General features: G+C 66.7%; 16 protein-coding genes. 10 read left to right on the plus strand and 6 right to left on the minus strand.

Annotated elements, in window-relative coordinates:
- The first annotated feature begins 1 nt into the window (after position 1).
- From N7573_RS06260 to map, 4 genes are all read left to right on the plus strand, one after another.
- Positions 2–886 carry a hypothetical protein gene (locus N7573_RS06260; protein WP_279914051.1) on the plus strand — a complete coding sequence of 295 codons (885 nt, stop codon included), beginning with the start codon at positions 2–4 and terminating at the stop codon, positions 884–886.
- Between the two features lie 206 nt (positions 887–1092).
- Positions 1093–1452, plus strand: a complete 360-nt coding sequence (locus tag N7573_RS06265) for a VOC family protein (protein WP_071228487.1) — start codon at positions 1093–1095, stop codon at positions 1450–1452.
- Between the two features lie 68 nt (positions 1453–1520).
- Complete coding sequence (locus N7573_RS06270) at positions 1521–1733, plus strand: ParD-like family protein (protein ID WP_005412680.1); 213 nt, start codon at positions 1521–1523, stop codon at positions 1731–1733.
- 10 nt (positions 1734–1743) lie between these two features.
- The gene (gene map, locus N7573_RS06275) at positions 1744–2526 is read left to right on the plus strand and encodes a type I methionyl aminopeptidase (RefSeq protein WP_253143372.1); all 783 of its coding nucleotides are present in this window, start codon (positions 1744–1746) and stop codon (positions 2524–2526) included.
- Here map and N7573_RS06280 read toward each other — a convergent pair.
- Positions 2523–3191, minus strand: coding sequence for a hypothetical protein (locus tag N7573_RS06280; RefSeq protein WP_279912059.1), 669 nt, complete (start codon positions 3189–3191; stop codon positions 2523–2525). The two genes, map and N7573_RS06280, sit on opposite strands and share 4 nt — an antisense overlap.
- A gap of 175 nt (positions 3192–3366) precedes the next feature.
- Positions 3367–3987 carry a LysE/ArgO family amino acid transporter gene (locus N7573_RS06285; RefSeq protein WP_279912058.1) on the minus strand — a complete coding sequence of 207 codons (621 nt, stop codon included), beginning with the start codon at positions 3985–3987 and terminating at the stop codon, positions 3367–3369.
- A 106-nt stretch (positions 3988–4093) separates the two neighbouring features.
- On the opposite strand from N7573_RS06285, the gene N7573_RS06290 reads away from it, so the two are divergent.
- The 5 genes from N7573_RS06290 (at position 4094) to N7573_RS06310 (ending at position 9774) form a co-directional block, all read left to right on the plus strand.
- Positions 4094–4987 carry a LysR family transcriptional regulator ArgP gene (locus tag N7573_RS06290; protein ID WP_071228490.1) on the plus strand — a complete coding sequence of 298 codons (894 nt, stop codon included), beginning with the start codon at positions 4094–4096 and terminating at the stop codon, positions 4985–4987.
- A 78-nt stretch (positions 4988–5065) separates the two neighbouring features.
- Entirely contained in the window at positions 5066–6472 is a 1407-nt protein-coding gene (locus N7573_RS06295; protein ID WP_279912057.1) for a TolC family protein, read from the plus strand.
- Complete coding sequence (locus tag N7573_RS06300; RefSeq protein WP_032127538.1) at positions 6465–7478, plus strand: efflux RND transporter periplasmic adaptor subunit; 1014 nt, start codon at positions 6465–6467, stop codon at positions 7476–7478. The genes N7573_RS06295 and N7573_RS06300 overlap by 8 nt, the downstream gene beginning before the upstream one ends.
- Positions 7463–8650 (plus strand): ABC transporter permease, encoded by a 1188-nt coding sequence (locus tag N7573_RS06305; protein ID WP_279912056.1) that lies wholly within the window; start codon positions 7463–7465, stop codon positions 8648–8650. Before N7573_RS06300 ends, N7573_RS06305 begins: the two co-directional genes overlap by 16 nt.
- The gene (locus tag N7573_RS06310) at positions 8647–9774 is read left to right on the plus strand and encodes an ABC transporter permease (RefSeq protein ID WP_279912055.1); all 1128 of its coding nucleotides are present in this window, start codon (positions 8647–8649) and stop codon (positions 9772–9774) included. The genes N7573_RS06305 and N7573_RS06310 overlap by 4 nt, the downstream gene beginning before the upstream one ends.
- A gap of 103 nt (positions 9775–9877) precedes the next feature.
- On the opposite strand, the gene N7573_RS06315 is transcribed toward N7573_RS06310, so the two are convergent.
- On the minus strand, positions 9878–10246 hold the full coding sequence (locus N7573_RS06315) for a glycine zipper 2TM domain-containing protein (protein WP_032127541.1): 369 nt from the start codon (positions 10244–10246) through the stop codon (positions 9878–9880).
- 166 nt (positions 10247–10412) lie between these two features.
- A complete protein-coding gene (locus tag N7573_RS06320; RefSeq protein ID WP_279912054.1) occupies positions 10413–12635 on the minus strand; it encodes a methyl-accepting chemotaxis protein in 2223 nt (740 codons plus the stop codon).
- Between the two features lie 280 nt (positions 12636–12915).
- Here N7573_RS06320 and N7573_RS06325 point away from each other — a divergent pair, with 280 nt between their 5' ends.
- On the plus strand, positions 12916–13308 hold the full coding sequence (locus N7573_RS06325) for a barstar family protein (protein ID WP_279912053.1): 393 nt from the start codon (positions 12916–12918) through the stop codon (positions 13306–13308).
- A gap of 28 nt (positions 13309–13336) precedes the next feature.
- On the opposite strand, the gene N7573_RS06330 is transcribed toward N7573_RS06325, so the two are convergent.
- Both N7573_RS06330 and N7573_RS06335 read right to left on the minus strand, forming a co-directional pair.
- Entirely contained in the window at positions 13337–14329 is a 993-nt protein-coding gene (locus N7573_RS06330; RefSeq protein ID WP_049424491.1) for a glycosyltransferase, read from the minus strand.
- Positions 14329–15606, minus strand: coding sequence for an O-antigen ligase family protein (locus tag N7573_RS06335; protein ID WP_279912052.1), 1278 nt, complete (start codon positions 15604–15606; stop codon positions 14329–14331). The genes N7573_RS06330 and N7573_RS06335 overlap by 1 nt, the downstream gene beginning before the upstream one ends.
- Positions 15607–15762 lie beyond the last annotated feature (156 nt).

The following is a 15762-nucleotide window of genomic DNA, read 5'->3' on the forward strand; positions in this document are numbered from 1 at the left end:
GATGCCATTGCGTTCACCGCTGATCCTGGACCTGGACGGTGGCGTGCTGCCGCTGCCCCAGGCGCAGACCCTGGCCCTGCCGCAATGGCACGATCCACTGCGCTTCGCCTGCAGCAATGCCACCCTCGACCGTTTCGCCGCTGAAGTGCTGGCACCGCTGCCGGCCCAGCTCGGCACGGTGATGCTCGGCAGTGGCGACTTCCACCACCTCAGCCTGCCGCTGCTGCAGCGCATGCGCACGCAGGCGCCGTTCCAGCTGGCGGTGCTGGACAACCATCCGGACAACATGCGCTTCCCGTTCGGCATGCACTGCGGGTCGTGGGTGAACGCCGCCAGCAAGCTGCCGCAGATCTCGCACATCCACGTGCTCGGCATCACCTCCAGCGACATCGGCCTCGGCCATGCCTGGGAGAACCACTGGCGCCCGCTGATCGGCGGTCGCCTGACCTACTGGTGCATGGACGTGGACGTGGGCTGGGGGCATCGCCTCGGCATGGGCCACGCCTTCCGCCGTTTCGAGCATCCCGAAGCGCTGGTGGCCGCGTTCGCCGCCGAGCAGGCGAAGTCACCGCAACCAACCTACCTGTCGATCGACAAAGATGTGTTCGCCGAGGACGTCGCCCGCAGCAACTGGGACCAGGGCCGCTTCCAGCTGGAACACGCACTGGTGGTGATCGAAGCGCTGCGCGCCGGCGGCCTGGTCGGCAGTGACATCACCGGCGAAGTGTCGCTGGCTCACTACCAGAGCCGCTTCAAGCGCTGGCTGTCGTCGCTGGATGGCCAGCCTGACGTCAGCGCCGGGGATCTGCCGGTGTGGCAGGCCCGGCACCAGCAGGTGAACCGCGAACTGCTGGCGGCGATGGCCGCTGTGCCGACCGCCTGCTGACCGCGTCGGTCATGCCGGCCGTTGGCCGGCGTGGCTTCGGTAGAGCCGGCCGCTGGCCGGCAATGCCAACCAAGGTTGGCAACTACCAGACCCAGGCAGCGTCGGTCGTGCCGGCCGCTGGCCGGCAACCTCATTGTTCCCGGGCTCACGGGGATGCCGGCCAGCGGCCGGCACTACACTGGACGCCTGCCCCAGGAGCCCTCGCCATGCCCCAGACCGTCATCCCCCAGCTGCGCATGCGCCACGCCGACACCACCCTGCCGTTCTACGTGCAGGGACTGGGCTTCGTGGTTGACTGGGAACACCGCTTCGAACCCGGCTTCCCGCTGTTCGCCCAGCTCACCCGCGACGGCCAGACGATCTTCCTCACCGAACACAGCGGCGACTGCGAGGTCGGCGGCGCGGTGTACTTCATCGTCGAGGACGTCGACGCCCTGCACCGCGCCTTCAGCGCCGCAGGCGTCCCCATCGAACAGCCGCCGCATGACACCGAATGGGGCAGCCGCGAGATGCTGCTGCGTGACCCCGACGGCAACCGCCTGCGCTTCGCCACCGACGCGAGCTGAACCGGGCGGCCTTGAGTCGAATATACGAAGCATATACGCTTCGTATATCCACTCCTTCAGGACCGCCCATGGGCATCGTCAACATCGATGACACCCTGCACGACCAGCTGCGCCGTGCCTGCACCGTCTCCAGCCGCTCGATCAACGCCCAGGCCAACTTCTGGATCCGGGTCGGCATGCTCTGTGAGCTGAACCCGACGCTGAGCTTCCAGGACATCGTCGCCAGCGAGCTGCGCGCGGCCGGCGTGCAGCCCCCGTTGCTGCCGCCGGGCCAGGTCTGAGCCAATGGGCATCATCAAGCGCCCCGACGAGATCGCGCTGATGGCCGAATCGGGTCGCCTGCTGGCGCAGGTGTTCGCCGCGCTCGACCAGCTGCCGTTGCAGGGCCGCAGCACGATGGAGATCAACGATTTCGTCGAACGCATGATCGTCGATGAACTGCAGGCGAGGCCGGCCAGCAAGGGCCAGTACGGCTTCCCGTACGTGCTCAACACCTCGATCGACAACGTTGTCTGCCACGGCGTACCCAGCACCACCGACGTGCTGCGCAACGGCCAGATCGTCAACCTCGACATCACCCTGGAGAAGAACGGCTACATCGCCGACTCCAGCACCACCTACCGGGTCGGTGAGGTCGACTACGCCGCGCGCAGGCTGGTGCAGACCACCTACCAGGCGATGTGGAAAGGCATTGCCGCCGTGCGTCCTGGTGCGCGCCTGGGCGACATCGGCCACGCCATCGCCCGCCACGCGCGCAGCCACGGCTACAGCGTGGTGAAGGAATACTGCGGCCACGGCATCGGCCAGGAGATGCACGAGGAACCGCAGATCCTGCACTACGGCCATCCCAACACCGGCATGGTGCTGGAAGAAGGCATGGTGTTTACCATCGAACCGATGCTCAACCAGGGCAAGCCGGCCATCCGCCAGCAGCCGGACGAATGGCCGGTGTACACCCGCGACGGCAAGCTGTCGGCGCAGTTCGAGCATACGGTGGCGGTCACCCGCACCGGCGTGCGGGTACTGACCCTGCGCCCCGGCGAGACGCCGTTGTGCGCGGTGGATGCCGCCTAGAGTGGCCGTTGCTGCATCCCGGCACCCTCGTGCACGGCGCGCTTCCGTGCCGTCAGCGGTTCGCGTACCCGCTGTGCCACATAGCCGACGCTGGCTGCGAGAATGAAGGTGTAACCAAGGAGTTCGGTGGTCTCCTCGATGGTGTTCTTGAACACGCGGATGTACTGGTCACCCAGCAGTCCGGTCCACAACGACGTCATGCCGATCAGACGCGAATAGAACAGCAGCAGAACCAGGCCGATCGTCATCACGGTACCCGGCCGGGATACGAGAAAACGCACCAGCGCCGGCATGGCCCGGCGCCAGTCGCGGCTGGCCCAGGCCAGTGAACCGATGATCAGCACGGCCACCGGGTACTTCCAGAAGCCGTGTGCGATCAGGTCCAGCGCCTCATCCATTTCACGCAGGAGCATGCAGGCGAACAGCGCGGCCGCCAGAACGGCAAAGGCCCGATCATCGGCACGTCGCAATGCAAGCCGGGCGAAGGCAGCCACGCTGGCGACCAGGAAGCCTTCCTGGGTCAGTTCGACCAGCGACCACTCGCCGACTGCATTGCCCAGCCAATGGATGTCGAGCCAGGCCAACGCAGGCGGAAGCGCCATCATCAGGCCGAACAGGAAGGTGCGCCCCAGGTGGGACAGGAGCAGCTGTAGATTGTCTTTCATGCAACACCGATGCCGCGCCGTGGCGGTCGTACAACGAGAACACAGGCGACCGGGGGGCTGCCGAACGACGGCATGCGCGGCGGGGTCGCGACCAGGCGCGCATTATCCGCGCTGTATCCGGCCACGTGAACCGTACCGGTGGAACACATACGCAACACCGGCGTACGTCACGCACTCATGGCGATAAAGGACGCAGCAGCAACAACGTCGCCAGGCAGAACATGAAGATCGCCACGCCTGCATCCAGCACACGCCAGGCGCCTGGCCTGCGGAACACCGGCTGCAACAGGCGCGCGCCATAGCCCAGCGTGCAGAACCAGACCACGCTGGCAATGCAGGCACCGGCGGCGAAGGCCCAGCGCAGATCGCCCGGGTAACGCGTGGACAGACTGCCCAGCAGCACCACGGTATCCAGATAGACGTGCGGGTTGAGCAGGGTGAAGGCCAGGCAGGTCAGCAGTACCTGCCGTCCGCTGCCGCCCTGCGCCTCGGCGGCGGCCAGCGCACTGCCACCGCGCCATGCGCGCAGCCCCGCCTGCAGGCCATACCAGAGCAGGAAGCCCGCACCACCGAAGCGCAGCACCTGCAGCAGCAGCGGCCACTGCAGCACCAGCGCGCCCATGCCGCCGACGCCGGCCAGGATCAGCACGATGTCCGCGCCGGCGCAGGCCAGCACCACCCTGCCCACGTGGAGCTGCTGCAGGCCCTGGCGCAGCACGAAGGCGTTCTGCGCACCGATGGCGATGATCAGGCCGGCACCTGCGAACAGGCCGGCGGCGGTAGCGGCGATCCACATCAGGACAGGCCAGGCAGCGAGGGGACGCGCAGGGTGCGGCCGCCGACCCTGTTTAGACAATCTGATTTTTCTTTATCCTGTGCAGGAAAACTGAAGAGGCACCGGCATGGATCTGGTACATCCACAACTGGCCGCGTTTGCTGCGGTGCTGGAAGAAGGCAGCTTCGAGGCCGCGGCACGCCGCCTGTCGATCAGCCCATCGGCCCTGTCGCAACGGATCAAGGCGCTGGAGGACCGGCTTGGCCAGGTACTGGTGGTACGTCAGGCACCGTGCCGGCCCACCGCCGCAGGCGAAGCGCTGCTGCGCCGGGTCCGGCCGATGCAGGCGCTGGAGGCCGAGGCATTGGCCGAGCTGCTGCCCGAGCGTGGCAGCGACGCTGCGCGCACGCCGATCCCCCTGGCGGTCAACGACGACTCGCTCGATACCTGGTTCGTACCGGCCATCGCCGACCTGCACCAGCGCCATGGCTACCTGTTCGACCTGCGCATGGATGACCAGGACCATACCCTGCAGCTGCTGCGCGATGGCAGCGTGCTCGGCGCGGTCACTGCCGAAAGCCAGCCGGTGAAGGGATGCAACGTGCACCCGCTCGGCGCGATGCGCTACCACGCCATCGCCTCGCCCGGCTTCGCCCGCCAGTACTTCAGCGACGGCATGCAGGCCGCAGCCCTGGCGCGCGCACCGATGCTGGTGTTCAACCGCAAAGATGAACTGCAGTGGCGCTTCGTGCGGCGCCTGACCCGCGCGCGACTGCAGCCGCCGCTACACTACCTGCCCTCCTCCACCGGTTTCGTCGAAGCCGCCGCGTGCGGACTCGGCTGGGGCATGGCCCCGGAAACCCTGGTCGCGCCCGCCGTGCGCGCCGGCCGCGTGGTGGTACTGGAACCCCGCCGCTGGCTCGATGTGCCGCTGTACTGGCAGCATGCCGCCGTGCGCTCAAGCACGCTGCAGCACATCACGCAGGCGCTGCGCACTGCGGCCAGCGGCACCCTTCGTTGAGGACAAACCGATGATCGCAGACCCGGGCTTCACGCCGCGCGCACTACCGTTTGCGCACTTCTTCACCATTGGGACGGCATGGGCGTGATCGGCCGACGTACAAGGATGCACCGCGCGAAGGCCGCGCTGGCGTTGACGCTGGCAACCTGCGTGCCACTGGCTGCGCCGGCGCAGACCCTCACCGATGCACCGGCTTTGGACTGGGAACAGGCACGCCAGCGCCTGGAGCAGGTCTCCGATGCACTGGCCGCCGCCGACGCAGCGGTGCGAAACAAGCAGGACCTGCAGGACGCCACGCGCCTGCTGCGCCTGCCGGAGATTACCGGCGAAGTGCGCCGGCTGCAGTTCCAGAAGACCCTCACCCTGCCACTGGGTTCGCTGGCGCCTGTCGCCGAGGCCTATGGCATCGACTCGCCGCTGTCATTCACCGAACGCGACTGGCGTACCCGGCCCGTGGTTACCGCGGTGCTGCCGTTGTACACCGGCGGCGTGATTCCGGCCGCGCAACGTGCCGCCAGCGCCGCCCACGAACAGGCCAGTGCCGAACGCGAAGCACAACGCCAATCGCTGACCGTGCAGCTGGCCCAGGCCTATTTCGGCCAGCGCCTGGCCGAGCAGGCAGTGGATGTGCGGCGCGACGTACGCGATGGCCTGAACCGCCACCTGTCCGACGCAGAGAAGCTGGAACGCGAGGGCTTCGCCACCCGCGCCCAGCGCCTGCAGGCCACCGTGGCCCGCGACAAGGCCGAGCGCGAATACCAGAAAACGGTGAACGACCTGGCCACGCTGAAGGCGGCGCTGGCCACGCTGCTGCGCAGTGGTGGCGAGGTACAGCCGGTGTCGCCGCTGTTCGTGCAGCGCGTGCCGCTGGAACCGGTGGCCAGCTTCGAGCGTACTGCGCAGGCACGCCAGCCGCAGATCGCACGCCTGCGGGCGATGGTGGCACAGGCCGAACAGGGCGTGCGCGTGCAGCAGGCCAAGCTGAAACCGCAGATCTTCGTCTTCGGCCAGTACGACTTCCGCCGCCGCGACGAGATGCTGACCGATCCGGACTGGGCGTTCGGCATCGGCCTGAAATACACCTTCCTGTCGCCGAACTCGCGGCCGGCGCAGATCAGCGCCGCGCGTGCACAGCAGGAACAGGCCGAAGCGGGCCTGCGCGAGGCCGAGAACCAGGTCGCACTGGGCGTGCGCAAGGCCTGGAACGAGCTGGAAACCGCACGCCAGCAGTACGTGCTGCTCGACAGCAGCATCGCCCAGGCACAGGAAAACCTGCGCCTGCAGGAGCTGGCGTTCCGCGAAGGCCAGGCGACTTCGCTGGATGTGATCGACGCGCGGCTCGGCCTCGGCGGCGCCCGTGTCGAGCGCGCACAGGCCGCCTACCAATACGATATTGCGCTGGCACAGTTGCTGGAGGTCAGTGGACAGATGGACCGTTTCGAAGAGTTCCGGCGGCGTGCGGACGAGGTGATCGACCATGAGTGATGTGCTGCACGACGATGCAACGACGCCCCCGGCCAAGCGCCGCCTGGGCCCGATCCTGATAGTGGTGCTGCTGGTCGTGGTGGTGCTCGGCCTGTGGCTGGCCTGGCGCAGCCCGGCCGACCAGATCCAGGGCATGGCCGATGCCGACACCATCAACGTGGCCGCCAAGATCACCGCGCGCGTGGCCGAACTGAAGGTGCGCGAGGGCGACCGCGTGCAGCCCGGGCAGGTGCTGTTCCTGCTCGACAGCCCCGAAGTGGCCGCCAAGGAACAGCAGGCGCACGGCGCATTGGCCGCCGCACAGGCGGTGGCCGACAAGGCCGACGAAGGTGCGCGCAGCGAGGACATCCGCGCCGCCGAAGCCAACTGGAAGCGGGCTGAAGCCGGTGCGACGCTGGCTGAAGCCACCTACCAGCGCGTGCAGAACCTGTTCAACGAAGGGGTGATGACCCGGCAGAAGCGCGATGAAGCGCATGCCCAGGCCACCAGCTCGCGCGAACTGGCGCGTGCCGCCCGCGCGCAGTACGACATGGCCTTGGCCGGCGCACGCGAGCAGGACAAGCGTGCCGCGCAGGGCCAGGTGCAACAGGCACAGGGCGCGGTGGCCGAAGTCAACGCCGCGCGCGTCGAAGTGGAAGGGCGCGCGCCGGTGGCCGGCGAGATCAACAAGCGTATGGCCGACCCGGGCGAACTGGTGCCAGCGGGCTATCCGGTGTTCACCCTGGTCGACATCGACCGCATGTGGGTGGCGATGAACCTGCGCGAATCGCAGATGCAGGGCCTGAAGGTCGGCAGCAAGCTGCAGGGCAGCGTGCCGGCGCTTGGCCAGGACGGCGAGTTCGAGGTTTATTTCATCAATCCGGCCGGTGACTATGCGACCTGGCGGACCACCCGCCAGTCGTCCGGCTACGACGTCCGCAGCTTCGAGGTGCGGGTGCGCCCGGTACGCCGCATCGAGGGCTTCCGCCCCGGCATGAGCGTGCTGTTCGCATGGCCCCAGCACTGAGCCCCGACAGCAGCAGCTTCGCCGCCAGCTGGCGGCGCGAGCTGCGGTCGCTGCGCGGCAACCGCGCCGACCTGCTGCTGGTCACCCTGCTGCCGCTGCTGATGCTGGCCGTGATGGCGTGGATGTTCACGCCCTCGGTGATGCGCGACATCCCGATCGCCGTGGTCGACCTCGACCACAGCAGTGACAGCCGCCTGCTGCTGCGCATGCTCGATGCCAGCCCCGGCGTGCGCATCGCCAGCCAGCCTGCGGACATGCAGGACGCACGTTCGCAGCTGCGTCGGCTGGATGTGTTCGCCATCGTACTGGTGCCGCGCGATGTCACCCGGCAGGCATTGCGTGGACGCCAGGGCACCGTGTTCGCCTATTACAACGCCACCTACATGACCACCGGCCAGTCCGCGGCGCGCGATATCGGCGACGCGGTCTCGGCCTGGAACGCGCGCCTGCTGCGCGAGCGCATCGGCCTGCAGGTCGGCCCGGCCAAGCTGCGTGCGGCACCGATCGCGGTGCAGTCGGACATCCTGTACAACCCAGCGCGCAGCTACGAGCTGTTCCTGCTGCCGCTGATCTTCCCGGCAGTGCTGTCGCTGGTGCTGGCACTTGCGGTGGCCGGCAGCCTCGGCCGCGAGATCCGCGACGGCACCCTGCCCGCCTGGCTGGGCCGCACGCCGTGGCTGGCGATTGCCGGCAAGGTCGCGCCGTACATCCTGCTGTTCTCGCTGTATGGCGCGCTCGGCATCGGTTACCTGGCCTGGCTGCGCGGCGACGGTGTGGCCGGCAGCGTGCTCCTGCTGCTGCTCGCACAACCTCTGTTCTACCTGGCTACTGCCGCCTACGCGTTGTTCTTCGTCGGCGTCACCCGCGACATGGGTACCGCGCTGTCCGCGGTCGGCCTCAGCATCGGTACTGCACTGGCATTTTCCAGCGCCACCTTCCCGGTGCTGGACGGGCCGTTATTCACCCGCGTCTGGCATCAGCTGCTGCCGCTCAGCGCCTATATCAAGCTGCAGACCCAGCAACAGTTCATCGGTTCGCCGCTGCAGGTTTCGGTATGGCCGCTGGCCACGTTGCTGCTGATGTCAGTGGTGGCTGGCGGCATCGGTGGGCTGCGCCTGATCGCCTTCGCGCGTACGCCCGAAGCCGCGCAACCGGCGGGGGCCGACGCATGAGCGCACTGTGGCGCAGCCTGCGGCAGACCCTGATGGCGGTACTGTGCGACCGCTATGCGATCGTAGTGATGGTCGGCGCGGTAATCCTGTACTCGTTCTTCTACCCGGCCGCGTATCGCCACCAGGTGGCCGGCAACCTGCCGGTACTGGTGGTGGATGAAGACCACAGCGCGACCAGCCGCGAGCTGCTGCGAAAGCTCGACGCGTTGCGGGTCGCACGCGTGGTCGGGCAGCCTGCGGACATCGACAGCGCGCGCCAGCAGCTGGAAGCCGGTCATGCCGAAGGCATCGTGCTGATCCCGGCCAACCTGGAGCGCGACATCCTGCGCGGCCATCCGGCCAAGCTGGTGCTGCTCGGCAACGGTGCCTACCTGGGCCGTGCCAGCTGGGTGCTGGGCAGCGTGGCCGATGCACTGGGTGCCTTCGGACGTGATGCCGTGGTCGGCCAGGCCGCCTTCATGGGCGCACCGCAGGCACCACCGGTCACGCTGGTGCAGCGCCCGCTGTACAACACCCAGGAAGGCTACGGCAGCGCCATCGTGCCCGGCGTGGCCGAGCTGATCGTGCACCAGACCCTGCTGATGGGCATCGGCGTCCTGCTCGGTGGCCGTCGTCTCGCACTCGGCCGGCGCCTGCGCTTCGACCTGCCGACCCTGGCCGGTATGGCACTGGGCTTCGGCCTGATCGGCCTGTTTGGCCTGTTCTATTACGCCGGCTTCACCGCCTGGGTGCAGGACTACCCGCGCGGCGGCAATCCGCTGGGCCAGCTGCTGGGCGGCACCTTGTTCATCGCCGCCACCGTGGCCTTCGGGCTGTTCGTCGGCAGCTTTTTCCGCACCCGCGAACGCGCCTTCCAGTACATCATCGCCACCTCGATCCCGCTGTTCTTCCTGGCCAACCTGTCGTGGCCGGCAGTGATGACGCCACAACCGCTGGTCTGGCTGGCGCAGCTGCTGCCCACCACCTCGGGCATCAACCTGATGGTGCGCCTGAACCAGATGGACGCCCGCCTGACCGAAGTCAGCCACGAACTGATCACCCTCACCGTCCTGCTGCTGCTCTACGGCAGCCTCGCCAGCTGGCGCCTCCTCGCAAAAAAGGGGACGGAGGGGATTAAGTCGTAAACGGCCGGTTTGGGCGATTGCGACTTAATCCCCTCCGTCCCCTTTTTCCGTAACGTTCGAGTACTGCGGTGTGGAAGGGGAAGCGGGGACTGGCTGCGATCGATCAGCGGTAGACGCGTTCGCAGCGACGTTCCACCACGCGGTCGCCGTTCTTCTGCTGGCTGTTGCCCTGGATCTGGCGACCGGCTGCACCACCTGCAACGGCGCCTGCCACGGTGGCCAGCTTCTTGCCGTTGCCGCCACCTACCTGGTTGCCGAGCAGGCCACCGATCACGGCGCCGGTAGCGGTACCCGTGATGCGGTTCGGATCGCGCGAGTTGCGCTGCACTTCCACGTTCTTGCAGACCACGCGGCTGCCGTCGTTGAACTTGCGTCCCTCATCGCGCGGGCCATAGGTCTGCGCGCCGGCCACCGACGAAGCTGCCAGCAGGGTGCCCAGCACAAGCAATCGGGTCGAGGTCTTCATGGCCATCTCCTGAGTTCCGGTATGGCGCCAGTGTCCTCCCGCGGTTGGCAACCGGAAGTGAAATGCGCGTGTCCGCCACTTCATCGGCCATGGCACGTTCAGGAAGAAAATCCGCGCCCATCGCGACCAGCCGTCGCGATGGGCGCCGTCTCCCTGCCGGCCTTGCCCTCTTCTAGAACTCTTCCCAACCACCCGCATTGGCCGCCAGCGTCGGCTCGATCCGCGGCGACAGCACCGCGGGCCGGCGCACCGGCGCAACCGATGCCGCCACGGCTGCCAGCGCCGGGCGCACCGCGGCGGCAGCGGTCACCGCCCCCGTGCGGAACACCGAAACCGCCTCGGCCAGCAGGTTGGCCTGCTCCTCCATCGAGCGTGCCGCCGCACTGGCCTCTTCTACAAGCGCCGCATTCTGCTGCGTGGTCTCATCCATCTGCACCACCGCCTGGTTGACCTGTTCGATGCCCGAGCTCTGCTCCTGGGAGGCAGCAGAGATATCGGCCATGATGTCGGTCACGCGCTGCACCGAGGCCACGATTTCGCCCATCGTGGTGCCCGCCTGGCGGACCAGCGCCGAACCGTCGGCGACCTTGCCGACCGAATCCTCGATCAGCCCCTTGATCTCCTTGGCCGCACCCGCCGAGCGCTGCGCCAGCGTACGCACTTCGCTGGCCACCACTGCAAAGCCCCTGCCCTGCTCGCCGGCACGCGCAGCTTCGACCGCCGCGTTCAGCGCGAGGATATTGGTCTGGAAGGCGATGCCATCGATGACGCTGATGATCTCGGCGATCTTCTTCGACGATGCCTCGATGGCCGACATCGTGGTGACCACCTGGCCCACCACTTCACCGCCCTGGGAGGCAACACCATGCGCGCCGATGGCCAATTGGTTGGCCTGCCGTGCATGCTCGGCATTCTGCTTCACGGTGGAGGTCAGTTCCTCCATCGATGCTGCCGTTTCTTCCAGGTTTGCCGCCTGCTGTTCGGTACGCCGCGACAGGTCGGTGTTGCCCGAAGCGATTTCACCTGCGGCCAGATTGATGCTGGAGGCGCTGGACTGGATGCGGCCGACGATCTGCTTGAGCTGGTCGACGGTGGCATTGCAGTCATCACGCATGCGCGCGAACACGCCATGGAAATCACCCTGCATGCGCACGGTCAGGTCGCCGCGCGAGATGGCCTGCAGCAGGGTCGACACCTGCACCAGGTTCTCGTCGGTGGTCTGCATCAGGCGGTTGAGCCCGGCCACCATGTCGCGGAAATCATAGGCGAAGCGATCTTCGTCGCCGCGCAGGCTGAAGTCGCCTGCCGCGGCCGCTGTCGCCAACCGGCGGATCTCGCTGTTGATCGCCGACAGGCTGGACTTGGTTTCGTCCATCGCCTGGGTGATCGCCGCCTTCTCGCCGGGCAGCGGGTCCATGTCCACCGACAGATCGCCGCGTGCGTAGTGTTTCATCACCTCGATCAGCCGGTTCTGTACCTGCACGTGCGATCCAACCAGCGCATTGGTCTCATGCACCATGCGCCCGTAGTCGCCAGGGAATGCGCTTTCATCCATGCGGTAACTGAGGCTGCCGGCATCGTGCTGGCGGGCCAGCTCCCCCTGTGCCGCCATCACCGACTGCAGCTGTGCCTGCATGCGCTGCATCGACTTCAGCAGCTGGGTCACCTCGTCGTTGCCGGTGGCGTCGATGCTGCTGTCCAGGCGGCCACTGGCGATGCCGTCGGCCAGCTTCACCGCTCCTTCCAGCGGGCCGGTCAGGCTGCGGGTGATCGCCCAGGCCGCCAACGTCCCCAGCAACAGGCTCAGTGCCCCGAACGCGATCGACAGGGTGCCGGTCCACGATTCGGTTGCGCGGTACTCTTCGCGGCTGCGTTCGGTCAGTGTTTCCTGGTGGCGCAGCAGGGCCGAAATGGATTCATTCCAGGCCGTTGCCAATCCGTGCTCGGCCAGCAGCTCCTTCGCTGCACCATCGAAATCCCCCGCCTTCATGCGCTCATGCAATTGCTGGGTTGATGCATCGGTGGCCTTGCGGGCCGCCTCGATGCGCGCGACCAGGGTATCGCCCGTAGCGTCACGCGGAATCTTGATGTACTTGGCCCAGATACCGTCATAGGTCCGCGACAACTCCTGGGCACGCTGGTAATCCTTGTCGAACTCGTCACCCCGCTTGATCACCATCAGGCGACGATGCATCAGCACCGCGTTGTTGGTATCAAGCATGTCATTCAACAGGCGCATCTTCACCATGTTGACGTCCACCACTTTCTCGAACTGGGCGGATTTCAGCTGATTCCCATACAGCACCAGGCCGACGATGGCCATGATGAACAGCAGCAGCAGACCGAAGCCGGCGCCAAGCCGGGATCCCACACGGAGATTACGTAAGGCAAGCATCTCAATTCCCTTGATCGTGGCCGTACGTTCGATGGCGGCGCAGCGGAGGGAAACTTTACGGGACTTTATATATGGACCGATCCAAATATATGGAACTGTGCAGGCAGTCAGAAAATGCGGCGACCGATAATGGCGCCATATCCTTATCGAATACCGCTGACACGCCAGCGCCCGATGAAAATCACGCAGGATTAACACCATAATAACGCCACCCCATCCAGGGCGGCCCGGATTATCTGCGCCGGACACAACCGTCGCCCCGGAGGGCTACAGTCTGCAGATGACACGGATCCTGCACATCGAAGGCGCGTCCATCAACGACATCGCCAGCCTCTACGTGGAAATCAATCGTGTATTCATGGCCGACGAAAACTGGCAGCTGGGCGCAAGCCTGGACGCGCTTGATGACCTGCTGCACGGGGGCTACGGCGCGCTCGCCGGTCATGCCACCGCCACGGTGGTGTGGCGCGACATCGCCCACAGCCGCGAGGCACTGGGCCGCGAGACGACGCGCGCCTGGCTGCAGTCGAAACTCGATCAGGGCGGCAGGTTCAACGGTCCGGCCATCCACGCTCAGTTGACGGCACTGTCACTTGGCCAGGGACAGACCTACTTCGAGATCGTCATGGAGATCTTCGGCAGCCATCCGCAGATCACCCTGGTGCCAGGCTGAGCACTCTGCAGCAACCAGCCGCATCAACTCAAAGCTTGGCCAGGGCCTCGCCCAGCCGGCGTGGGAACGCCACTTCGCTGGCCAGGTGCCATGCGCGTGCATTGGCGCCCAGCCGGGTCCACTCGGCCTCGTCCATCGCCAGCGCACGCTCGACGGCCTGTTCCAGCGCCTTCTCATCCACATGCCAGGTCCTGGACAGATGGCAGGGCGCGCCCTCGTGCGCGGCAACCAGGATGCCGCGGCTGTCGTCGATCATCTGGTTCATCGGCGCGCCATCGCAGGTGATCACCACCGCCCCGCAGCTCATCGCTTCCACCAGGTAATGGCCCCAGCCTTCGGTCTGCGACAGGCACAGGTGGAACGCATGTTCGTTCTGCAGGCGCTGCACCTCCTGGTCGGGCAGGCGCTCGCGGACGATCCGCAGGTTCGCGGCCCCGCCCTCATCTTCGTCCGAAGGGCCACCGCGCAGGATGGTCAGCAAGGGCCACTCCGGATGGCGCTTCCAGACCTCGACCAGCGTTGCCGTGCCCTTCATGCGACTGGTACCAGCTGCATGCAGGAAGCTGCGCGGTCTGCGCGGCACCGCCGGGTCGTAGCGGTCACGGCTGCAGAAACCGACTTCCAGCGCGCGCATGCCCAGCGCATTGAAGATGCGCGTGGCGTCTTCGGTCTTGGTCAACAACGCATCGAACCGCGGCAGGATCCGCAGGCTGCGTGCGGACACCCATTCCGGATTCGGAATCAACAGATTGACCTCGGCCAGTCCGAAGCTTGCCGGCCGGACATGCTCCAGCGAGATGTTGATGTCGAACCGGGCCGGCGTGCGCCCCAGGCTCAGCCACGAGGCCAGCAGCCTGCGCAGGCGCATCCCGCGGAGTTTCCAGGCCCCCCCATTGCGCACCGCGTCCAGACGGCTGACCGTCACCGTGTGCCCGAGCTGCTGCAACGAGCGCTCGATCACCTGGATGTCATGGGACAGGCCACGCTGGTTGTCGGCGGCCAGCAGGTGGATATGCGCCATCAGGAGGGACTCCCTGGCCGGCGCAGGTCGCGCGCAGGCAAGGCGGTCGCCAGCATGAAGCCCAGCACCAGGTAGAAATAGAACGAATGCGGCATCGCCCGGTAGAACACGTTGTCCGTGAACGCCGACAGCGCATAGACGATGACCACGGCAAGTCCGGCGGTGGCGATCATCGCGGTGATGTCGTCGGCGTGGCCGAGGCGCCGCACGAAATGAATGCCGGGCAGGATGAAGACCAGCAGCATGATCAGCAGCAACGGCACGCCACCGGTCACCGCCGCTTCCAGGTACTCGTTGTGCGGGTGGTTGTAGCGGAAGATCGACTCGGACACCTCGCCGCGGGCGATGCCCTCACGTGCGTAGGTACCGAACTGGTTCAGGCCCACCCCCGCCACGGGATGCTCGGCGAAGGCGTCGACCGCCACGCCCCACATGGCGATGCGCTCGCGGACCGAGCCGACCTCGTTTTCCTGGTTGAAACCGGAGATCTCGCCACTGACCTCACCGAAGCGCTGGATCACCTCATGGTTCAGCACCGAGGTGGCACCGACCACGCCAATGACCAGGGCACCGACGAAGGCCAGTGCCCCCCGCCAGCGCCGGGTGCGCCGGACGTGCACCGCAATCACCATCAGCATGGCGGGAATGAACGCCAGGATCGGCCCGCGGCTCTGCGCCAGGATCGAACCGTAGACGCCGACGGCGATGGCCACGCCGTGCAGCCAGCGTTCGGCCGGATGCACATTGGGCTGGATCAACCGGATGACCGAGAACAACGCCATGCACAGCGTCACCATGGTGAACTCGATGGCCGTCCATTCGCCGCCACTGAAACCGTGCGCGCGTTCAAGGCCCATCACGTGGTGCTGCACGATGCACGACCCGCCGAAGACCAGGGTGGACACGGCGAAGATCTTCCAGATCAGGCGCCAGTCCAGCCCAGTGGCGAACACGGCAGCGGTGCCCAGGTAGAGCAGTGTCTGCGCCGGCAGATCCAGCTCGTTCCAGCGCAGCCCGTGCCAGAGGATGCTGTAGAAGGCATAGGCCAGGCGCAGGAAGCAGACGATCACGATGAACCGGGCGATGCGGTAGCGCAGGCGGACATCGGGCTGGCGGCGGATCAGAACCACGCCGGAGACCAGCAGGGCCAGCAGCAGCACCGCCTTCAGCAAGGTGTAGGGTGCGGAGCCGGCAAGCGGAACGATGGCGACCAGGATGCTCAGCAGGACGGTACGCCAGGTGTAACGAGGTTCGGCGGCCATGCAGGCTGCAGTCATGCTTGTTCTTTCCATCAACGCCCGCCCGGGGGATAAGTCGCCCCGGTTTCCATGGAGGCCGCTTGGCGGAAATCGCCGGGGCTGACACTACCGTGGGCCCCTGGGGAAATCAACCAAAGTGCCGGCGCAGGGGCGCAGGCGTTGGCACACGGACAG

This window comes from Stenotrophomonas sp. GD04054, assembly GCF_029836955.1.
GTDB lineage: Bacteria > Pseudomonadota > Gammaproteobacteria > Xanthomonadales > Xanthomonadaceae > Stenotrophomonas > Stenotrophomonas maltophilia_A.